21 protein-coding genes are annotated in these 19011 nt (G+C 74.5%); 13 read left to right on the top strand and 8 right to left on the bottom strand.

Features of this window, described 5'->3' with window-relative positions:
- Positions 1-107: 107 nt before the first annotated feature.
- Positions 108-1025 (top strand): AraC family transcriptional regulator, encoded by a 918-nt coding sequence (locus ACFYUV_RS45105; protein ID WP_387680752.1) that lies wholly within the window; start codon positions 108-110, stop codon positions 1023-1025.
- Here the strand turns inward: ACFYUV_RS45105 and ACFYUV_RS45110 are convergent.
- Positions 1004-1561 (bottom strand): hypothetical protein, encoded by a 558-nt coding sequence (locus ACFYUV_RS45110; protein WP_387680755.1) that lies wholly within the window; start codon positions 1559-1561, stop codon positions 1004-1006. The genes ACFYUV_RS45105 and ACFYUV_RS45110 overlap by 22 nt on opposite strands.
- A 199-nt stretch (positions 1562-1760) precedes the next feature.
- On the opposite strand from ACFYUV_RS45110, the gene ACFYUV_RS45115 reads away from it, so the two are divergent.
- Together ACFYUV_RS45115 and ACFYUV_RS45120 are read left to right on the top strand one after the other, a co-directional pair.
- Positions 1761-2345, top strand: a complete 585-nt coding sequence (locus ACFYUV_RS45115; RefSeq protein ID WP_387680756.1) for a cysteine hydrolase family protein — start codon at positions 1761-1763, stop codon at positions 2343-2345.
- Between the two features lie 13 nt (positions 2346-2358).
- Entirely contained in the window at positions 2359-3261 is a 903-nt protein-coding gene (locus ACFYUV_RS45120) for a GlxA family transcriptional regulator (RefSeq protein WP_387680759.1), read from the top strand.
- A gap of 71 nt (positions 3262-3332) precedes the next feature.
- Here the strand turns inward: ACFYUV_RS45120 and ACFYUV_RS45125 are convergent, their stop codons facing one another.
- Entirely contained in the window at positions 3333-3800 is a 468-nt protein-coding gene (locus ACFYUV_RS45125) for a cupin domain-containing protein (protein WP_387680762.1), read from the bottom strand.
- Between the two features lie 75 nt (positions 3801-3875).
- Between ACFYUV_RS45125 and ACFYUV_RS45130 the strand changes: the two genes are divergently transcribed.
- Positions 3876-4469 (top strand): pyridoxamine 5'-phosphate oxidase family protein, encoded by a 594-nt coding sequence (locus ACFYUV_RS45130; RefSeq protein WP_387680764.1) that lies wholly within the window; start codon positions 3876-3878, stop codon positions 4467-4469.
- A 15-nt stretch (positions 4470-4484) separates the two neighbouring features.
- Here ACFYUV_RS45130 and ACFYUV_RS45135 read toward each other — a convergent pair whose 3' ends face one another.
- Positions 4485-5462 (bottom strand): phosphotransferase family protein, encoded by a 978-nt coding sequence (locus tag ACFYUV_RS45135; RefSeq protein WP_387680767.1) that lies wholly within the window; start codon positions 5460-5462, stop codon positions 4485-4487.
- A gap of 105 nt (positions 5463-5567) precedes the next feature.
- On the opposite strand from ACFYUV_RS45135, the gene ACFYUV_RS45140 reads away from it, so the two are divergent.
- The 5 genes from ACFYUV_RS45140 (at position 5568) to ACFYUV_RS45160 (ending at position 9924) form a co-directional block, all read left to right on the top strand.
- Positions 5568-5693, top strand: coding sequence for a hypothetical protein (locus ACFYUV_RS45140; protein ID WP_387680770.1), 126 nt, complete (start codon positions 5568-5570; stop codon positions 5691-5693).
- 45 nt (positions 5694-5738) lie between these two features.
- Complete coding sequence (locus tag ACFYUV_RS45145; RefSeq protein ID WP_387680773.1) at positions 5739-6353, top strand: TetR/AcrR family transcriptional regulator; 615 nt, start codon at positions 5739-5741, stop codon at positions 6351-6353.
- Positions 6354-6482: 129 nt separating this feature from the next.
- Positions 6483-7994, top strand: a complete 1512-nt coding sequence (locus ACFYUV_RS45150) for a nitrilase-related carbon-nitrogen hydrolase (RefSeq protein WP_387680775.1) — start codon at positions 6483-6485, stop codon at positions 7992-7994.
- A gap of 77 nt (positions 7995-8071) precedes the next feature.
- Positions 8072-9289, top strand: coding sequence for a sensor histidine kinase (locus tag ACFYUV_RS45155; RefSeq protein ID WP_387680778.1), 1218 nt, complete (start codon positions 8072-8074; stop codon positions 9287-9289).
- A 44-nt stretch (positions 9290-9333) separates the two neighbouring features.
- A complete protein-coding gene (locus ACFYUV_RS45160; RefSeq protein WP_387680999.1) occupies positions 9334-9924 on the top strand; it encodes a LuxR C-terminal-related transcriptional regulator in 591 nt (196 codons plus the stop codon).
- On the opposite strand, the gene ACFYUV_RS45165 is transcribed toward ACFYUV_RS45160, so the two are convergent.
- Entirely contained in the window at positions 9914-10558 is a 645-nt protein-coding gene (locus ACFYUV_RS45165; protein ID WP_387680781.1) for a TetR/AcrR family transcriptional regulator, read from the bottom strand. The two genes, ACFYUV_RS45160 and ACFYUV_RS45165, sit on opposite strands and share 11 nt — an antisense overlap.
- Positions 10559-10656: 98 nt before the next feature.
- On the opposite strand from ACFYUV_RS45165, the gene ACFYUV_RS45170 reads away from it, so the two are divergent.
- Complete coding sequence (locus tag ACFYUV_RS45170) at positions 10657-12099, top strand: MDR family MFS transporter (RefSeq protein WP_387680783.1); 1443 nt, start codon at positions 10657-10659, stop codon at positions 12097-12099.
- Between the two features lie 60 nt (positions 12100-12159).
- Positions 12160-12303 (top strand): BBE domain-containing protein, encoded by a 144-nt coding sequence (locus ACFYUV_RS45175; protein ID WP_387681002.1) that lies wholly within the window; start codon positions 12160-12162, stop codon positions 12301-12303.
- A gap of 46 nt (positions 12304-12349) precedes the next feature.
- On the opposite strand, the gene ACFYUV_RS45180 is transcribed toward ACFYUV_RS45175, so the two are convergent.
- Complete coding sequence (locus tag ACFYUV_RS45180) at positions 12350-12952, bottom strand: RICIN domain-containing protein (protein WP_387680786.1); 603 nt, start codon at positions 12950-12952, stop codon at positions 12350-12352.
- A gap of 125 nt (positions 12953-13077) precedes the next feature.
- Here ACFYUV_RS45180 and ACFYUV_RS45185 point away from each other — a divergent pair, with 125 nt between their 5' ends.
- Positions 13078-13659 carry a hypothetical protein gene (locus ACFYUV_RS45185; protein WP_387680789.1) on the top strand — a complete coding sequence of 194 codons (582 nt, stop codon included), beginning with the start codon at positions 13078-13080 and terminating at the stop codon, positions 13657-13659.
- On the opposite strand, the gene ACFYUV_RS45190 is transcribed toward ACFYUV_RS45185, so the two are convergent.
- A complete protein-coding gene (locus ACFYUV_RS45190) occupies positions 13628-14431 on the bottom strand; it encodes a class I SAM-dependent methyltransferase (RefSeq protein WP_387680791.1) in 804 nt (267 codons plus the stop codon). The two genes, ACFYUV_RS45185 and ACFYUV_RS45190, sit on opposite strands and share 32 nt — an antisense overlap.
- Positions 14432-14633: 202 nt before the next feature.
- Here ACFYUV_RS45190 and ACFYUV_RS45195 point away from each other — a divergent pair, with 202 nt between their 5' ends.
- Positions 14634-15083, top strand: a complete 450-nt coding sequence (locus tag ACFYUV_RS45195; protein WP_364341703.1) for a hemerythrin domain-containing protein — start codon at positions 14634-14636, stop codon at positions 15081-15083.
- Positions 15084-15146: 63 nt separating this feature from the next.
- Here ACFYUV_RS45195 and ACFYUV_RS45200 read toward each other — a convergent pair whose 3' ends face one another.
- Positions 15147-17891, bottom strand: a complete 2745-nt coding sequence (locus ACFYUV_RS45200; protein WP_387680795.1) for a multicopper oxidase domain-containing protein — start codon at positions 17889-17891, stop codon at positions 15147-15149.
- A gap of 57 nt (positions 17892-17948) precedes the next feature.
- Entirely contained in the window at positions 17949-18944 is a 996-nt protein-coding gene (locus ACFYUV_RS45205; RefSeq protein WP_387680798.1) for an Acg family FMN-binding oxidoreductase, read from the bottom strand.
- Between the last annotated feature and the right edge of the window lie 67 nt (positions 18945-19011).

Here is a 19011-nt window from a genome sequence, read left to right on the forward strand (position 1 = left end):
CCTCAGTTCGGTTACGGAAACCAACGGTAGGGAGAGCGACTGAGATACTGAATGCGCTGCAATCCACCATTTATACGCGAGCGTCTCACCCCTTAGACTCGATCCTCATGGACGTGCTGAGCGACGTGATGGCCTTCATGCGGTGCGGGCGCCCCACCTCCTCCCGCATCTCCTGGCGGGCGCCGTGGGGGGTGGCGTTCCGCTCGGTGCCGGGGTCGGCGGGGTTCCACGTGGTGCTGCGCGGGTCGTGCTGGCTGATCCCGCCGGACGGCGAGCCCGTCGCGCTCAGCGTGGGCGACGTGGTGTTCCTGCCGCACGGCGACGACTTCGGGCTGGCCGACGATCCCGCCCGCCCGCTGGCCGAGGCCGACTGCGAGCCGCACTCGGAGTTGTTCGCGTCGGCCGGGTTCGGCGGCACGGGGGCCGAGACGGTGGTCCTGTCCTGCGGCTACCGGCTCGACCTCGACCGGACCCACCCCATCCTGGGCTCGCTGCCCGGTGTGATCCACCTGCCCGCGACGCTCGGCAGCCGTCCGGAGCTGCGGGCCGCCGTCGAGCTGCTGGCCGCCGAGATCGACGGCCCGCGGCCCGGCACCGACACCGTCGTGTCGTCCCTGCTCGACATGTTGCAGCTGTACGTCCTGCGTGCCTACTTCGAGACCCAGGACGAGCCCTGCACGGTCTCCGGCTGGGCCGCCGCGCTGGCCGACCCCGTCGTCGGCCGGGCGCTCGACGCCATCCACCGCGACCCGGCCCGCCGCTGGACCGTCGAGTCGCTCGGCGCGCACGCGGGCATGTCCAGGGCCGGCTTCGCCCGCCGCTTCACCGGGCTGGTGGGGCAGCCGCCGCTGGCGTACCTGACGTGGTGGCGGCTGATGAGCGCGGCCCGCCTGCTGCGCGAGTCCGACGCGCCGGTGGCGCGGGTGGCCGAGCAGGTGGGGTACGGGTCGGAGTTCGCCTTCGGCAACGCCTTCAAGCGCGAGTTCGGCGTCGCCCCCGGCCGCTACCGCCGGTCGGCGGCCTGATCCCAAGGGCCGGCCGGGTCAGGGCCCCATCGTTCCTGGGCGTACTGGCGGCGGACGCCGGCGGACTCGCCGATCCGGGTCCAGGAGCGGCCGTCCTTGCGGGCCGCGCGCACGGCGGCGTCCAGGTGGCCCTGGGCGCGGCGCACGGCCTCGGCGGCCTGGCGGACGGCGACCAGGCTCGGCGGGTCGAGATGGGTCTCCCACTCCGCGCGGATCGCGACGGCCACGTCGTCGGGGGCGGCGCCGGACAGCAGGCATTCGCTCAGCGCGTAGATGCGCCGGGCCGCGAAGTCGTGGCGCGCCTGGGCCACGCGTTCCCACAGCGGCCCCTGCCATCCGCAGGCGCAGTGGCCGCGCCAGCCGATCGCGGTGCGGCCGTCCACGACGTCGCCGCGGCCGTAGCCGATGCGGCCGTCGGAGCCGATGGGGTGCACCCTCGCCCCGCCGTCGGCCGGGCCGGTGGAGACCCGCCCGTCCGGGAAGACGGCGGCATCCCAGCCTTCGTGGCGTCCGTCGTCGCCCTCCCACCACTTCATGACACGCCCCCTCCAGAGATCGTCCGGATCAGCTGGCGCCTCCATGGTGGCAGGCGGCACCGGCCCTTGCGAGGGCCCGCGGATTACGGTGTCACGCTGGGGGGATATCGGCCCGGAGGCGGGGCCCGACTGGATCGGTCCACACGCTGACCAGGTCGTGCCTTCCGCCCGGGCGCCTCGTCCGGCCAGCCTGGGTGGCATGATCAGCGCCCTCGTCGTCATCGACGTCCAGAACTCCTTCCTGCAGCTGCCCGACTGGCGGCACACGTCCAGGCCGGACATCGTCCCGCAGGTCAACCGCCTGGCCGCGGCCGCCAGGCAGGCCGGGGACGCGGTCGTGTGGGTGCTCGGGTCGCGGCCCGGCTCGGGCACGGTCTTCGATCCGGCCCGCGGGTACGTCCAGCTGATGGAGGGCCTGGAGCCCCTTCCGGACGAGCCCGTCCTCACCAAGTCGGCGCACAACGCCTTCACCACCACCAATCTCCACCAGTTCCTCACCCGGCGCGGCGTGAGGCGGCTGACCGTCTGCGGCATCCGGACCGAGCAGTGCTGCGAGACCACCGCGCGCCTCGCCTCCGACCTGGGCTTCGAGGTCGACTTCGCCATCGACGCCACCGCCACCACGCCGCTCCCCCACCGCGACGCGCCCGCCGACGTCCCCTTCGACGAGCTCGTGCGGGACCCGCGCACGCTCGGCGTGGACGAGATCCTCGCCCGTACCGAATACGCTCTGTCGGGTCGTTTCGCCACGATCAGGACCGTGGACGAGCTCGCCCGGAACTGAGGAGGCGCCGGTCATGTCCCGAGTCGTCTTCCTGCTCATCCCGCGGGTGCACCTGCTCGACGTGGCCGGGCCCGCCCAGGTGTTCTCCACCGCCGCCGACCTCGGCCGGCCGTACACCATCGACTACGTCGCCGAGGAGCGCGAGGTGGCCAGCGTGCAGGGGCTGACGCTGCACGCGCGGACCTCGTGGCCGTCACTGACACCCGACGACCTGATCGTCGTGCCGGGCTGGCGGGGGCCGGCCCGGCCGGCGAGCGGCGAGACATTGCGCCGGCTGCGCGAACACCACGCGTCGGGCGGCACGGTGGCCGGCGTGTGCGCGGGGGCCGACGCGCTGGGCCGGGCCGGGCTGCTCGACGGCCGCCGGTGCACGACCCACCACACCGTCCAGGACGAGCTGGCCCGCCTCTATCCGCGGGCGAGCGTCGCCCGGGACGCGCTGTACGTCGAGGACGACCGGATCGTCACCTCGGCGGGCGTGGCCGGCGGGATCGACGTGGCGCTGCATCTGGTGACCACCCGGCACGGGCCGTACGCGTCGGGGCAGGTGGCCCGCGCGATGCTCGTGCACGCCCACCGCGACGGCACGGCGGAGCAGGTCAGCCCGCTGCTGCGACGGCGTTCGCACGTGGACGAGACGGTCCACCGCATCCAGGACCTGATCGAGACCCGGTTCACCGAGCGGCTGCCGCTGAGTCTGCTGGCCGGGGCCGCGGGATGCAGCGAGCGCACGGTGACCCGGCTGTTCCGGCGGGCGACCGGGCTCACCCCGCTGGCCTACCAGACCGCGCTGCGGCTGGAGCGGGCCGAACACCTGCTCGGCCGCGGCGCGACCGCCGAGGTCGCCGCGCGCGAGGTGGGCTTCGCCGACGCCCGGATGCTCCGCCGGCTGCGCACCCGCGCGACGGCCTCCTGACCGCCGGCCCGGGGGCCTGTGGGCCGGTGCGACGGCCTCCTGACCGTCGCCGCGGCAGGCCAGGCGGTGGGTCAGAGGGAGGTGGTGCGGTAGCGGGAGCGGAACTCCGCGAGCAGCTCGTCGGTGATCTGCGCGCCCGCGGCGACGGCCGCGTGCACCTCGCGGAAGTATCCCTCGTAGCCGGCGGGCGTGTAGAGGCACAGCGCGCGCACGGTGCCGTCGCCGGCGTTCCGGAAGCCGTGCGGGGTGCCGCGCGTCGCCGCCAGCAGGTGGCCGGGGCCGACCGTCACCTCTCCCGCGCCGTCGTGCAGGGTCAGCTCGCCGTCCAGGACGTAGAAGTACTCGTCGTGGCCGTGGTGGACGTGCGGGCGCGCCCCGACGACGCCCGGGTCCAGCGTGAACTCCTCGAACGCGAACCGGTCCCCGGTGTGCTCCCCGGTCAGCCGGAAGAAGTGCCGGACCCCGGCGACGTCGATGAGCTCGCCCTCGGCGGGACGCCGGAGCAGGGGACGCGGTTGCGGGCCCTCGTTCGCGATCATGCCGGGCATTCTGCCACCCGCGGGACCGACGCCCCTCACCCCCACACGAAACCGCGAAAGGGGATAATCCGGATCATGGGAAAGACCTACGACCGGATCGACGGCCGGTTGCGCGCGTTCATCGAGTCCCAACCCATCTTCTTCACGGCGACCGCTCCCCTGGCCGGCGACGGCACGGTCAACCTCTCGCCCAAGGGCCTGAAGGGCTCGTTCGCCGTCCTGGACGACCACACCGTGGCCTACCTCGACTTCGCCGGCAGCAACGCCGAGACCATCGCCCACCTGCGCGAGAACGGCCGCGTCACGCTGATGTGGTGCGCCTTCGACGGCCCGCCGAACATCGTGCGCGTGCACGGCCACGGCGAGCCGGTCTTCCGCGACGACCCCCGCTGGGCCGGGCTGCTGCGGCACTTCCCGGACATCGACCCCGTCCCGCACGGCCTGCGCGCGATCATCGTCGTGACCGCCCGGCTGATCCGCGACACCTGCGGGTACGCCGTCCCGTTCATGACCTACGACGCCGACCGCCCGCTGCACGGCTCCCGCTTCGCCCGCGAGGACGACGAGTCGCTCGACGCGTACTTCCACAAGAAGGAGCACGTGGCGACCAGCATCGACGGCCTTCCGGGGCTGCCGCTCCCGCTGCCCCCGCTCCCCCGCGAAGCCTGACCGGACGGGCCGGCGTCACAGGACGGCGAGGGCCTTGGCGATGTTCCATTCGGCCAGGTCCAGCATCCAGCGCCGGTTGGGGAAGTCGGTGTCGGCGATGCGCAGCGGGCCCTCGATCAGCGAGAGCACCTGCGCGTACCGGTAGAGCTCCAGCCGGTCGGGGTCGAGGGCGGGCGGGCGCAGCGCCGGGTAGGCGTCCTCGAAGCGCATGCGCAGCCAGGCGTGCTCCCACTCGGCGTCGAAGTAGGTCAGGCCCTCGAAGTCGATCATGACGGGTTCGCCCGCGGACGTGACGAGCACGTGGTCCGGCCCGAGTTCGCCGTGCACGAGCCCGTACCGTTCGCGGGGGGCGACCGCGTCACGCAGGCGGCGCACGTGGGCGGCGATCCGCTCGTGCGCCCGGCCCATCCGGGCGTCGCGGTCGGCGACGGCGGCGAGATGGGCGAGCGCGCGGTCCAGGACGACGTCCTCGGCGGGCCGGGACGCCCGGGTCCGGCCGTCGGCCAGGTGGGCGAGCTTGCCGTAGGACGGGCCGAGGGTGGTGTGCATGCGGCGCAGGGCGTCGCCGAGCGCGGCCAGCGGCCGGGCGGCGGCGGCCGGGTCGCGTTCCATCAGGGTCTCCAGCGTCGTGGCGCCCGCGTCCTCGACCAGGGCGAGGGCGGCGCCGAGGTGACGGCCGCCGGGGTCGAGCGCCAGCAGCCGGGGCACCCGCACGTCCGCCGCGGTCAGGGCCGCGTGGCCGGCGGCGAACAGGTCCGCTCCCGACGCGTCGGTGAAGGGGTCGTCCTCGACCGCCGGGGACGGCGGCCAGTAGTTCTCGCCCTCCGCCCAGACGTAGAGGATCACGCTGGTCGCGTCGTCCAGCCGGAGCCGGTAGACGCCCTTCTTGCTGCCGCCGGTCAGCCGGTCGAGCGCGGCCGGCCGCCGGTCGGCGCCGAACTGCTCGGCGACCAGGTCGCGCACGTCGTCGGGCCGCAGGAATGTTCGGGTCATGATCGTTTTCTATCACCCCGGGCTGGTTGAAAACAAAATTCTAAACTGGTTTTATGGATGCAGAGTGCCGGGGAGGTCCCGGCGGTTCCCCCGCAAGGAGCGACGATGAAGCTCACCCAGGCCGCGGCCGCCACGTTCGGACTCGACGACGAGGCATGGAAGCGGCAGATCGACCGTTTCGTGGCCATCTACGAGGAGGGCCTGCGCCGCGCCGCCGCCGCGGGTTCGTGAAACCATCTGATCGGCATAACTGGTCGTGCAGGAAGGTTGTCCCCGATGCCGCCCGCGTTCACCGCAGAGGAGAAGGCCCGCATCACCGCCCTGTTGCTGGCGAACGGCGAGAAGCTGTTCACCGGCCAGGGGCTGCGCAAGACCTCCCTGGAGGAGCTGATGGCCCCCACGGGGGTGGCCAAGAGCAGCTTCTACGTCTTCTTCGACTCCAAGGAGGCGCTGTACCTGGAGCTGATGCTGCGCCAGACCGGCGAGGTGCGGCGGCGGGTCATCGACGGCGCGCTGATGAGCGCCGACGACCCGCGCGAGGCGCTGCGCCGGTTCCTGCACGCCACCGTCGAGGAGTTGTCGGTCAACCCCCTGTGGCGTCGCCTGATGACCCATCCGGAGGAGATGCAGGCGGTGGCCCGCAAGCTCGACCCCGAACGGGTCGCCGCGATGTCCGGCAGCCCGGCCGCCGCCCTCACCGAGTACGTCACCGCCCGCCGGGCCGCGGGCGAGCTGGTCGACGCCGAGCCCGCGGTCATCATCGGCGTGCTGCAGTGCGTGCTGCTGGTGCCGATGTTCGCCGAGCGGCTCGGCGATCCGGACCTGCACCCCAGGATCATCGACCTGCTCATCGACATCGTCGCCGCGGGGCTGGCCCGTCCCGGCGGCTGACCTCCCCGCAGACGGCCTCCCCGCAGACGGCCTCCCCGCAGACGGCCTCCCGGGGGTGGAGATAACTACAGGGGGAGTCGAGAGTCAGCCGCAATGGCGGCCGCCGTGCGATCGGCGAGGCTCCTGTGCATGGCAAACACCGCAACCACGACAATCCCCCACCTGGCCGGCGGCCGGCGAAAATACGCCTGGCTGGCGGCGGGGATCGTGCTCGGGCTGTTCGGGACGAACAGCGAATGGTCGGTCCCGCTGGCCGGATGGCTGTTCTCCATCGGCCTCATGCGCTTCACCCGCAGCTCGGGCGTCCCGGCCGGGCTCGCGGCCGTCGGCCTGTCGGCCGCCGCGACGACGGTGGTCTTCGTCGCGGCGGCGGGCGCGCTCACCGTCCCGCCGATCCTGCTCGGCTGCCTGCTGCTCAGCCTGGTCCTGAGCCTGCCGCTGCTGGCCGACCGGCTGCTCGTCCGGCGACTCGGCCCGATCGCCGGCACGCTGGTCTTCCCGTCCGCCCGGGTGACGGCCGAGTTCCTGATCGCCACGGTCAGCCCGCTGGGCACGATCTTCGGGCCGCTGGCCGCGACGCAGTCGGCGAACCTGCCGCTGCTCCAGACGGCGTCCGTCACCGGCGTCTACGGGATCAGCTTCCTGATGGCGTGGGCCGCGCCGGTCGTCAACCTCTTGCTGGAACGCCGGGTGGCCTGGCCGTCGGTCCGGGGCGTCACGCTGACGTACGTCTCGGTGCTCGTCCCGGTGCTGCTGGGCGGCGGCCTGCGGCTGGCGGCCGCGCCGGCCGCGCCGGAGCTGGTGCGCGTCGCCGGGATCAGCGCCTCGCCGGCCGCCGAGAAACGCATGCGGGAGATCGACGACTTCCACACCCCGCGGGTCCTGCCCGAGCAGAAGCCGACGCTGCGCAAGGCGTTCGCGGTGATCGACGACGACCTGTTCGCCCGCACCCGGACCGAGGCCGACGGCGGCGCCCGGATCGTGGCCTGGGCCGAGACCGCCGCGGTCGTGCTCGGCGAGGACTACCCCGGCTTCCTGCGCAAGGCCCAGGACCTGGCCAGGGAGAAGGGCGTCTATCTCGACATGGGGGTGGCCGTCGTCCTCGACGGGGAGCCGCGCTCCCGCGACCTGGCCGTGCTGGTGACGCCCGATGGGCGGGTGGCGTCGGTCTTCGACAAGGCGCATCCGGTGCCCGGCATGGAGAGCCTGCGGCCGGGCGACGGGGTCGTGCCGGTGACCGGCACGCCGTACGGGAGGCTGGCCCACGTCATCTGCTTCGACGCCGACTTCCCCGCCACGCTGCGCACCCGCGCCGACGTCATGTTCGTGCCGGCCAACGACTGGAAGGGCATCGAGCGCATGCACGCGGCGAACGCGGTGTTCCGGGCCGTGGAGAACGGCTACAGCCTCGTCCGGACGGCCAGCAACGGCCTGGCGATCACCGTCGACCCCTACGGCACCCCGCTGGCCAGGGCGAACTACTTCGGCACGGTACGGCAGAGCATGGTCGTCTCCGTCCCGACCCGCGGCGCCTGGACGCTGTACGGCCTGGTCGGCGACCTGTTCGCCGGGCTGTGCGCGGCCGCCCTGGCCGGGCTGACCGGGCTCGCCGTGCTCCGGCGGGCCGCGTACCGGAGCTGACCATGGGATTTGCGGAGGAAGGTGCGATGATGCCACGGGCGCGGAACGCGAGGACGCGGACGACGGGGAGACGAGGGGTGAAGGCGAGACTCACGACGCCGGTGCGGGCGCTGGCCATGATCGGGCTGTCGGTGGCCGGCGTGCTCGCGGCCGTCCTGGTCGTGCTCAGCGCGGTGCCGGCGGTGGCCGGCGTGGGCCGGGGGGCGTTCCGGCAGGCGGTGACGCTGCAGCGCGCGGTCGCGGACGCGGCCCGGCGGCTGGCCGGCCGGCTCGGCGTGCGCGTCGAGCGTCCCTACAGTCCGGGGACGGACGCGTCCGCGCTGCTGAAGGATCCGGCGACCTGGCGGGACGTGCTCTGGGGCGTCCTCGACCCGCTCATGGGCACGTGGGCGTCCGCGCTGGCGCTCGGCATGCCGCTGTACGGCCTGTACGGCGTCGCGGTGCAGCCGTTCGTGTGGCGGGCCAACCTGCGGGCCGGCGGCGCGAACGCCTACGGCGTCATCCACGTCACCTCGACGGGCGCCGCGCTGGCGGCGATCCCGGTCGGGCTGGCGCTGATCGCGCTCGGCCTCTACATCGGCCCCCCGCTGCTGCGTCTGCGCGCCCGGTGGGCCGGCGCGCTGCTCGGGCCGTCGCGCAGGGCCGCGCTGGAGCAGCGGGTCGAGACGCTGGTGGAGACGCGCGCCGACAGCGTCGACGCCCAGGCCGCCGAGCTGCGCAGGATCGAGCGCGACCTGCACGACGGCGCGCAGGCCCGGCTGGTCGCCCTGGGCATGGGGCTGGGCCACGCCGAGCGGCTGTTCGACGAGGACCCGGAGGCGGCCCGCGCCCTGCTGGCCACGGCCCGCGAGTCCTCCTCCAAGGCCCTGGACGAGCTGCGCGACCTGGTACGCGGCGTGCATCCGCCGGTCCTGGCCGACCGCGGCCTGGCCGACGCGATCCGGGCCCTGGCGCTGGACTGCCTGCTCGACGTCGAGGTCACCACCGACCTGGCCGGACGGCCCGCGCCGCCGGTGGAGTCGGCCGTCTACTTCGCGGTCAACGAGCTGCTCGCCAACACCAGCAAGCACGCCGGGGCGGCGACGGTCCAGATCACGCTCGCCTACCGGCACGGGCTGCTGAGCTGCGACGTCGTGGACGACGGCGGCGGCGGCGTCGATCCGGCCGACGGCACCGGGCTGCGCGGCATCCAGAGCCGGCTGGCCGTCTTCGACGGGACGATCGCCGTCGACAGCCCGCCCGGCGGGCCCACCCGGGTGCATCTGGAGGTGCCGTGCGCGATCAGGTCCGAGTAGTCGTCGCCGAGGACCTGTTCCTCATCCGGGACGCGCTGGTCCGCATGCTGACCGAGCACGGCTTCACGGTCGTGGCCGCCGTCGACAACGGGCCGTCGCTGCGCAAGGCGCTGGCCGAGGAGCGGCCGGACGTGGCGGTCGTCGACGTGCGGCTGCCGCCGTCGTTCACCGACGAGGGGCTGCAGGCCGCGATCCAGGCGCGCCGCGACCGGCCCGGCTTCCCGGTGCTGGTGCTGTCGCAGTACGTGGAGCAGCTCTACGCCCGCGAGCTGCTGGCCGACGGCGCGGGGGCGGTCGGCTACCTGCTGAAGGACCGGGTGGCCAACACCGGGCAGTTCATCGACGCGGTCACCTCGGTGAGCCGGGGCGGCACGGCGATGGACGCGCAGGTCATCGCCAAGCTGCTGACCCGCGGCGACGCGCGTGGCCGCACCGGCGAGCTGAGTCCGCGCGAGCGGGAGGTGCTGAGCCTGATCGCCGCCGGGCGGTCCAACACGGCCATCGCGCACCAGCTCGTGATCTCCGCCAGCGCGGTCAACAAGCACGTCTCCAGCATCTTCGGCAAGCTCCAGCTGCCCGAGTCCGAGGACGACAACCGCCGGGTCCTGGCCGTCCTGGCCTATCTCAACCGCTGACCGGGGCGCGGCGGGCGTAGTCGCCGATGGCGGGCCGCAGCAGGTCGTAGGCCTGCCGCGCGGTGCGGGCGAGGGCCGCGAAGATCTCCTCGGACTCCTCCCCCGCCAGGACCCGGCGCTGGGCCTCGTCGAACAGCAGCCGCTCCACCCCGGCGAGCGCGGCGGCCACCAGGCGGGGCGTGACGCCGCCGTCGCCGGTCTCCTCGGCCAGGACGGCGGCCAGTTCGGCCTCGGCCTGGTCGTGCAGCTGGCGCAGACGGGCCCGCAGCACCGGCGTGTCGCGTACCATCCGCTGCCAGTCGGCGCCGGCGTCGGGGATCGCGCCGTCGCGGCGGCGCAGCCGTTCGTCGTAGTCGCGGTGGGCGGCCTCCAGGGCCGACTCGCCGGGCTCGCGCCGCGACACGGCCCTGGCCAGGCCGTCGACCACCTCCTCGTGCCGGTCGAGGATGAGGTCCTCCTTCAGCGGGAAGTGGTTGGTGACGGTCATCTTGGCCACGCCGGCGGCGGCCGCGACGTCGGCGATGGTGACGTCGTCGTAGCCGCGCTCCAGGAACAGGCCGGTCGCGACGTCGGAGATGAGCTGCCGGGTCTGGTGTTTCTGGCGCTCCCGCAAACCCTTGGATCGTTCGGTCACGAGCTGTGCCCTTCCGCGCGTTCATTAGGTTTGACCTAACGATTAGGTCAGACCTAGTGTTTGGAGTCGTCCTAGTCAATCGATCCTAAGGGTGTTCGATGACCGCCACCTCTGCCGCCGGGGCCGCGCGCGACCGGCTCGACCCGCACCTGCTGCGCATGGGGATCGTGCTGATCGCGGCCCCCATCCTGGCCACGATCGACGCCACCGCCGTGGGCATCGCGGCCGACGCGATGGCGGCGCACTTCCGCACGTCGCTGACCGACGTGCAGTGGGTGGCGGCCGGCTACCTGCTCGCGATCGCGGTGGTCATGCCCCTGTCGGGCTGGCTGAGCCGGCGGTTCGGGGCCAAGCGCACGTGGATGGCCGCCGTGGCGGTCTTCACCGCCGGCTCGGCCCTGTGCGGCCTGGCCTGGTCGCTGCCGGCCCTCATCGCGTTCCGGCTCGTGCAGGCGGTCGGCGGCGGGCTGATGAACCCCGTGGGCCAGACGATCCTGGCCCAGGCGGCCGGGCCGTCCCGGATCGGCCGGGCCATGAGCGTGCTGACGATCCCCGTCATGTTCGCCCCGGTGCTCGGGCCGATCGTGGGCGGCCTGGTCGTCCAGCAGCTCGACTGGCGCTGGATCTTCTACCTCAACCTGCCCGTCTGCCTGCTCGTCCTGCCGGTGGCCGCCCGCGTCCTGGCCCGGGACGAGGACGAGGACGAGGACGAGGACGGGGACGGGGCCGGCGGCGCGCCCAGGCTCGACCTCCTCGGCCTGGCGCTGCTCTCCCCCGGCCTGGCGGCGGTGGTCTACGGGCTCACCATGGCGGGCGGGCGCGAGGGGGCGTGGACGCCCGCCGTGCTGGTCGGCGCGGGACTGGCGCTGGTCGCCGGCTACCTCGTGCACGCGCTGCGCACCCGCCGGCAGCCGCTGATCGACGTACGCCTGTTCGCCAAGGGCGGGTTCACCGCGGCCTGCGTGGCGCTGTTCCTGCTCGGGGCCTCGCTCTACAGCTCCATGATCCTGCTGCCGCTGTTCTTCCAGCACGATCGGCACGCCGACACGCTCTCGACGGGCCTCCTGCTCACCCCGCAGGCACTCGGGGCCGCCGTCGGCTCGTTCGCCGCCGGGCGGCTGGCCGACCGCCATGGCCCGCGCGCCGTCGTGACCGGCGGGCTCGTGCTCTCACTGGCCGGGCTGCTCGCCTTCACCCAGGCCCCCGCCCGTCCGGACACCTGGCTGCTGACCCTCTGCCTGGTCCTGTACGGCCTGGGCATCGGCGGCGTCTCCGCGCCCACCATGGCCGCGGCGTACGCCTCGGTCGACCGGCAGCAGACGCCGGGCGCCGCCGGCGCGCTGAACGTCGTCAACCGGCTCGGCGGCTCGCTGGGCACCGCCATCCTCACCACCGTCCTGGACAGCGGGCTGCGCCAGGGCGACGGGCCGGCGCACGCCTACGGCACCGCCTTCTGGTGGGCCTTCGGACTGTGCCTGGTCACCCTGGTTCCGGTGGCCTTCTTCCGCTCGGCGCGGCGTGATGGTCGGCCAGGCGGGTGAGCAGGTCGACCAGACGCTCGCGGTCGGCGGGGGGGCAGCGGGGCGAGGCTGCCGGGCTTCCTGTTCGACCACGACGCCACCCCGGACGCGGTCAGGCGGGCCTACTCCGCGGCGGACCACCGGCGGCTGTCCGCGCTCAAGGCCCGGTACGACCCGGACCGGCTGTTCCGCGTCAACCACAACATCGCCCCGGCCGCGTCGTGAGGCGGCGCCGTCCCGGAGGGAGCCGGGCCGGCGCCGTCCGGCCGGGTCACACCGGCCGGAAGTACCACAACTGCTGGCCCGCGTACTCGTCGCAGGTCCACTGCTGGATGTTGGCGCCGTTGTGCGTCCAGCCGTGGTCGACGTCGAGGCACTTGCCGCTCTTCTGGTTCTCCAGGAAGTAGAAGGTGTTCCACCAGGCGTCGGTGTAGGCGTACTTCCAGCGCCACATCTGCTGCGGGACGTTCACGCACTGCCACTGCTTCACGTTCGCGCCGTCGAAGGTGTAGCCGTTGTCGACGTCCAGGCACTTGCCGCTGTGCTGGGCGCGCAGGAAGAACCACTCGCTCCCGGGGGCCACCCGCTGGTACTGCCAGTGCTGCTGCGGGACGTTGACGCATTCCCACTGCTTCACGTTGGCGCCGTCGAAGGTGTAGCCGTTGTCGACGTCCACGCATTTCTCCGGCGCGGGGAAGCGCCGGCGGATCTCGAACAGGTAGGACCAGGGCTCGGCGAGCGTGCGCCCGCGGGCCGCCACGGCCCCGGAGGCCGGGGCCGCCGCCGACCACAGGGGCACGGCGACCGACACGACCATGATCACGGCCAGCAGCCCCCGGCGGCCGATCTGTCGAAGATGTACGCCCTTGCGCACCGCATGCTCCTTTCCGGTGTTCCGTCACTTGCAGGGTGCGCCGGCGGCGGCGGGAGGGCATGAGTACCGCCCTACTCAGGTGGGCGGGCTGGCCATCCAGGGGTGGGAGCGTCCATGATCGGCTCATGCTCAGCACCAGTGAGGGCGCGCCGACGAGCGCCTACGTGACCCGCCGGCCGCTGCTGGCCGGCGCCAACCCGTACGTCACCCTCTACGACGGCGACGTCCCCACCGGGTACGCCTCCCTGTGGCAGGTCGACTGGTCCACGCACGGCGCCGGCGCGGTGATGGTGGTGTGGACGCCCGCCGGGCTGCGCGTCGTCAGCGACGACCCGGAGCTCGGGACGTGGATCGAGGAGCACTTCGTCCGGCACTTCGACGAGGCCACGGCGCTGCCGTCCTGGCCCGCCGCGCGGGTGCAGCGGGCCGCCGTGGACCTGCGCGTGGACCCCGCCACGGGCACCCGTGCGACGGCGGCCGGCCTGGCGGTCAGCATCACCGGGCCGCTGGACGCCAGGCCGTTCTCGATGGCCGACTTCCCGCTCCTGGGCGTCAGCCACGGGCTGTCGATGCAGATCATCCCGTGCGAGCACGCCTCGATCACCGTGGACGGCGTCCCCGTGCCGGGCCGGCCGGCCGTCACCTGGCCCGGCGGCCGGCCCGTCTCCTCGGCCATCACCACCCTCCACGAGGCGTGGAGCAGGTGAGACCGGACGCCCGCCGCGCCCCCGCTCCGGGTGAACGGCGGGCCAGCAGGGCGAAGCGGTGGGCGTGGGCGGTCAGCGGCCGGCCGCCCGCCATCCGGTCGTGCAGGGCGCGCAGGCAGTGGCCGTACCGGACGGCGTCGAAATCGGGGACCTGCCACGGCACCATCCGCAGGAACAGCACGAGCGCGCCGACGTCGTGGAACGTCGTCCGCACCCGCGCCCGCGCGCTCCACGTCACGGTGAGCCCGGCCTCGGCCAGCCCGGCGGCGGCACGGGCGAGGTCCCAGCCGCGGTACGCGAGCGGCGGCGCGCCCAGGGCCCTGTTGACCTCTTCGAGGTCGCGGCCGCCCACCTGCTGGGTGACGAAGACCCCGTCGTCGGCCAGCACGCGGCGGACCTCGCGCGGGTCGTAGGACTCGTGCCGGTTCGCCACCACGGCGAACGCGTCGGCGGGGAACGGCAGCACGTCGTCCTCCCGGATCGCGGCCACCTCGACCCCGAGCGGCTCCAGGCGGCGGCGGGCGATCGGCAGGTTGGGCGGGTGGCCCTCCGTGGCGGCGGTGCGCGGCGGCAGCGGCGTCAGCCCGGCCAGGAACTCGCCGCCGCCGGTCCCCATGTCCAGCAGCGAGGCCGCGCCGTTCAGCCGGTCGCGCAGGAGGCGCTCGTAGCTCCAGGGCAGCGGCTCCTCGACGACCCGGCCGCGCAGGGCGGTGAAGTCCCAGCCCTCGATCGCCGCCGCCGACGCCCGCGCGACCAGTTCGCCGTACTCCATGGCGGTGATCGTCCCCGACGCCGCGGGCGCCCGTCACGTGGTTTTCCGACGGATGTCGGGGGCGATCCGGGACTTTCGGCCCTGACCGGCGCGTCGTCCCGCCGGGAAGGGTGGAGGCGAGGGGCGGCCCGGGGAGCGGTACGCGTATGCGCGCGCCCCGGCTGCCGCCGTCGAGAAGCGACCCTCCTGTAAGGACGTGACCATGTGCAATTACTGCGGCTGCCGGGAGTTCCCACTGATCGGCCGCCTGTCCCAGGAGCATTGGGACATCCAGGAGTGCGCGGGGGCGCTGCGCCGCGCGATCGGGGAGCTGCGCCACGGTGACGCCGTGGCGCTGCTGGCGGACCTGATGGCCCGGCTCGTCCCGCACACCGACACCGAGGAGCGCGGACTGTTCGCCGAGCTGCGCGCCGAGGGGTCGCTGGCCGAGGAGGTGGAGCGGCTGTGCGCCGAGCACGCCGACATCCACGGCATCCTCGGCGCGATCGACCCGGCCGCGCCCGACTGGCCCGCCGTGCTGGACGCCCTCGACCGCCTCCACTGGCACATCGACCACGAGGAGCACGGCCTGTTCCCGGCGGCCGTCATCATGCTGCCACTGGCCGCCTGGGACCGCATCACGCCCGACCAGTCCCCGGCGCCGACCGGCTGACCGGCTGACCGGCTCCCGGCCGAGCGTACGCGTCCTCGCGGCGGTGGGTCGGTCCTGGGGGGGTCAGTCCTGCGGTGGGGCGCCGACCTTGAACAGGCCGTGCGCGCCCGCCTCCGCCTGCCGCATCGTGTGGTCCACGATCGGGTACGTGCCCGCCTCCGGGAAGACCAGTTCGGCGAAGCCGCCCTGCGCCGGGGCCAGGTCGAGGGCCTGCGCGCCGCCCGCGTCCTCGGTGCGCAGCCGGTAGGCGCCCTCCTTGTAGACCGTGTCGAACGGCGCGCCCACCACGTGCAGCGACGTGCCCGAGCTGGGGCCGGCGGCCACCGCCCAGATGCGGACCCGCTCCCCCGCCGTGGCAGCCAGCGGGGCGTGGTCGTAGCCGGCGGCGGTGCCGTTGAACATCCAGCCGTCCGGGGCGCCCTGCCGGATCTTGGCGACCTGCGCCGGGCCGCCCGGCTCGCCGAGATACAGCTCGCCCTGGACCAGCAGGTACTCGCGGTCGACCGCGGGCAGGTCCGGCGGGTCGATGACGACGGCGCCGTACATGCCGTTGGCGATGTGCTGGGTCATCGGCATGGTCGAGCAGTGGTAGAGCCACGCCCCGGCGTGGTCGGCGCGGAAGCGGTAGGTCAGCCGCTCGCCCGGCTGGATCGTGCGCATCGGCCCGTCGGGTGCGGTGGCGCCGGCGTGGAAGTCGATGCCGTGGCCCATGGTGGCGGCGTTGACGAACGTCACGACGAACACGTCCCCGACCTTGCCGCGCAGCACCGGGCCGGGCATGGCGCCGTTGAACGTCCAGACGCGCTGCCGCACCCCGGGCGCGACCTCCTGGGCGAGCCGGTCGTCGGCGCGGATCTCGACGTGGTGCTCGGTGCCGCCGGGCGCGGGCCTGAGCGTCGCGTCGTGAGGTCGCCAGCCGGACGACATGGGCGCCGCCAGGTCGAGCGGGCCGGGCACGGTGGGCATGGCGGGCATGGCGGGCATGGTGGGCATGGCGGGGGCGGCTTCGGTCGTCGTGTGACCGGTGTGGCCGGTGCCCTCCTGGGGGCGGGACGCCGCCGAGGCGCCGGTCGGGGCCAGGCGCATGGTCATGCCTGCGGCGCGGTGCCCGGCGACCGTGCACCAGCCGTCCACCGGACCGCCCAGCGGCGCCAGGCGCAGCGTCGCGTTCTGGCCGGGGGCCAGCATCGGGGTGCGTTCGCCGGTCGCCAGGCGCAGGTCGTGCCGCTGGGCGTCGGCGTTGGTGACGCGCAACGTCAGCACCGTCCCCACGGGGGCCTCGATCACGGCGGGACGGATGCGCATCCCGGACAGCGTCACCTCGACCGTGCGGGAGCCGGTCGCGGTCACCGTCGCCGGTCCTGACCCGCCGGACGTGGCGACGACCACCGCGGCGGCCGTCAGCAGGCACCCGGCGGCCACCCCGGCGACGGCGGGCAACGCCCGCCGCCACCCCGGCCCGCCCTCGCCCCCGCCGCCCGGGGAGGCGACGCGCGGGGAGGCGGCGGGCGCGGAGGCGACGGACGGAGAGGCGGCGGGCGCGGAGGCGACCGACGGAGAGGCGGCGGGCGGGCGGGGGCGGGTCAGGGCGGTCGCCGCCAGCGCGACGAAGGCCAGCGCGGCGGCCAGCACCGACGCCCACCCCAGCAGCGCGACCGGCCGCGGCACCGGCAGGACCAGCAGCGGCACCCCCATGTTGAGCGCGACCAGCCGCGCCGGCCAGCCGCGTTCCAGCAGCGCCGCGTTCTCCTTGAACCGGGCCGGACCGCCGCCCAGCACCGCGGGCAGCAGGTGCAGCAGCGATCCGAGCAGCACCTGCGCCACGAACCCGACCAGCACCAGCGGCAGCAGCGGGGCCAGCGCGGCCGCGACCTGGTGCGCCGGCCTGGTGGCCACCACCACCAGATCGGCGGCCAGCGCCACCTCGAACCAGACGATCGCCGCGCCCAGCATCCACGCCGCGCCGGTGTGCGGCCTCCTGCGCCGCAGCGCGTCGCCCAAGGGGACGAGCACCGCCAGCCCACCGGCCGCGTACGCCGCCAGCCCGGCCAGGGCCACCCACCGCCAGCCCGCCAGCAGCCCGGCGACGGCCACCGTCAGTCCCGGCGCGGCCAGCCACAGGCCCGCCCGCGAGGCCCGGCGGGTCCGGTCCGACATGCGGGTGCGCAGGACCGTCGGCCACAGGGTGAACAGCGTGCCGAGCACGGTGAGCCCGATCCAGCCGAAGACGTTCACCTGGGAGTGGGCGGCGCTCATGCGCTCGTGCAGCGCGCCCTGGACGGTCCGGGCGGCCATCAGCCCGCCGAGGGTTCCGCCGGCGGCGAGCGCGCAGGCGGCGGTGACGTACCAGCCGATGACGTGGCCGAACCGGCCGGGCAGCGCGCCGCGGACGAGCCGGACCAGGACGGCCGCGTGCCACAGCACCACGCCCGCCAGCAGCGCCGCGCCCGCCGCCGCCAGGTGCCACGGCCCATACGCCACCCCGGCCAGCACGGCGACCGTGGCCGTGTTGAGCAGGGCCAGCCGGGTCAGGCTCCCCCGCTCGGACGGGCCGCGGACGCGCAGCAGCGCCACCGTGAAGTGCTCGCTCCAGATGAGCACGGCCGTGCTGACCGCGCCCAGCAGGAACACGTGGATCAGCAGCCACGACGGCGCCTGCAGCACGTCGCCCGCCAGGGCTGCGACGACGGTCAGCGCCAGCCAGCCCACGACGGTCGCGTTCGCCCGCAGCTGCCAGGACGCGCGGGCCCGCTTCGGCGGCGGCAGGTCGATCGGCCTGCCGCTCTCTATACGGATGTCGACCGGCATCCCGGGCACCTTCCTGTCCGTGGCCGGCGAGCGCCGGCGGATCGGGGGCCGCGCCGCTCAGGCACGCCGGGCCCCCGTCCGGTCGAGGACCTCGTACACCGGGCGCCGGGGGACGCGCGGGACCGGCGGCCCGTACCCGAGCCTGATCAGCATCTGCACGTGCCCGAACGGGCCGGGACGGTCGCCGCGGTGCTGCGGCGGGCGCAGGTCGAGCGGCTGGCTGAACATCGAGGCCGCCACGCCGTGCGCGGTGGCGGTGAGCAGGACGCGTTGCAGGGCCTGCCCGGCGCGCAGCCAGTCGTGCGGGCCGTCCCCCTGGGTGAACAGGGCGACGAGCTGCGGCTCGGCCTCGAAGTCGGCGACCTCGCCGCCGCCGAAGCCGCGCATGGGCAGTTCGCCGGAGCGCGGGCGCGGGCCGAAGGCGTGGGCGGGGACGCCGTCGGCGCCGCCCTCCGGCCGGGTCCAGCGGGCCAGCTCGGCCCGGTAGGCGGGATCGGCCGTCAGCGTGTCGTCGGCCAGGGCGACCATGTCCAGCACCCGCCTGGCCGTCCCGCCCTTGACGAGGAGCAGCGTGGCGTCCTCGTCGTGGGCGGCGTTGACCAGGTCGAGCAGGACGTCCCTGGGCAGCGGGCGGCGCTCGAAGGGGAATCGGTTGGTGCGCCGGTGCGGGATCATGTCGTGCAGCAGCCGCTCGTCGGGGGTGGGCGGCCCGCCGGGCGTGGCCCGCACGGTCGCCAGCAGCTCGGGCCGGCCGCCCGGGTCGGGCAGCGGCAGGACGCCGGGGTCGTGCCCGGTCATCCGGACCGCCAGCCGCAGGTTGAACAGCGCGGCCCCGCAGCTGATGCCGAGGCCGCGCCCCAGGGGGTCGGTGACGGCGAGCAGCCGGTCGAGGTCGGCGTACAGCTCCATGGTGGTGTCGTCGAGGCGGCGGAAGCGCCAGGGCTGGGTGTTGTGCACCGAGGGCGCCGCGACGGCGGCGGCGACGATCCGGCGCACCCCGGCGTGTGAGGCGAAGGGTCCGTCCCAAGGGCGGGCGAGGCCGGCGCCGGTCATCGCGGGGCTCCCGGCACGACGGTTGCTGCGGGCATGTCTCCACGATGGCGCGGCCGGCGGTGCCGCT

Origin of the sequence: Nonomuraea sp. NPDC003560 (genome assembly GCF_042878785.1) — a bacterium.
Lineage (GTDB): Bacteria > Actinomycetota > Actinomycetes > Streptosporangiales > Streptosporangiaceae > Nonomuraea.

Excerpts from the sequence above, each read along its gene's own strand:
- ACFYUV_RS45105 (WP_387680752.1), top strand. The coding sequence starts at position 108 with ATGGACGTGCTGAGCGACGTGATGGCCTTCATGCGGTGCGGGCGCCCC.
- ACFYUV_RS45110 (WP_387680755.1), bottom strand. The coding sequence starts at position 1,561 with ATGAAGTGGTGGGAGGGCGACGACGGACGCCACGAAGGCTGGGATGCC.
- ACFYUV_RS45115 (WP_387680756.1), top strand. The coding sequence starts at position 1,761 with ATGATCAGCGCCCTCGTCGTCATCGACGTCCAGAACTCCTTCCTGCAG.
- ACFYUV_RS45120 (WP_387680759.1), top strand. The coding sequence starts at position 2,359 with ATGTCCCGAGTCGTCTTCCTGCTCATCCCGCGGGTGCACCTGCTCGAC.
- ACFYUV_RS45125 (WP_387680762.1), bottom strand. The coding sequence starts at position 3,800 with ATGATCGCGAACGAGGGCCCGCAACCGCGTCCCCTGCTCCGGCGTCCC.
- ACFYUV_RS45130 (WP_387680764.1), top strand. The coding sequence starts at position 3,876 with ATGGGAAAGACCTACGACCGGATCGACGGCCGGTTGCGCGCGTTCATC.
- ACFYUV_RS45135 (WP_387680767.1), bottom strand. The coding sequence starts at position 5,462 with ATGACCCGAACATTCCTGCGGCCCGACGACGTGCGCGACCTGGTCGCC.
- ACFYUV_RS45140 (WP_387680770.1), top strand. The coding sequence starts at position 5,568 with ATGAAGCTCACCCAGGCCGCGGCCGCCACGTTCGGACTCGACGACGAG.
- ACFYUV_RS45145 (WP_387680773.1), top strand. The coding sequence starts at position 5,739 with ATGCCGCCCGCGTTCACCGCAGAGGAGAAGGCCCGCATCACCGCCCTG.
- ACFYUV_RS45150 (WP_387680775.1), top strand. The coding sequence starts at position 6,483 with ATGGCAAACACCGCAACCACGACAATCCCCCACCTGGCCGGCGGCCGG.
- ACFYUV_RS45160 (WP_387680999.1), top strand. The coding sequence starts at position 9,334 with ATGCTGACCGAGCACGGCTTCACGGTCGTGGCCGCCGTCGACAACGGG.
- ACFYUV_RS45170 (WP_387680783.1), top strand. The coding sequence starts at position 10,657 with ATGACCGCCACCTCTGCCGCCGGGGCCGCGCGCGACCGGCTCGACCCG.
- ACFYUV_RS45185 (WP_387680789.1), top strand. The coding sequence starts at position 13,078 with ATGCTCAGCACCAGTGAGGGCGCGCCGACGAGCGCCTACGTGACCCGC.
- ACFYUV_RS45190 (WP_387680791.1), bottom strand. The coding sequence starts at position 14,431 with ATGGAGTACGGCGAACTGGTCGCGCGGGCGTCGGCGGCGGCGATCGAG.
- ACFYUV_RS45195 (WP_364341703.1), top strand. The coding sequence starts at position 14,634 with ATGTGCAATTACTGCGGCTGCCGGGAGTTCCCACTGATCGGCCGCCTG.
- ACFYUV_RS45200 (WP_387680795.1), bottom strand. The coding sequence starts at position 17,891 with ATGCCGGTCGACATCCGTATAGAGAGCGGCAGGCCGATCGACCTGCCG.
- ACFYUV_RS45205 (WP_387680798.1), bottom strand. The coding sequence starts at position 18,944 with ATGACCGGCGCCGGCCTCGCCCGCCCTTGGGACGGACCCTTCGCCTCA.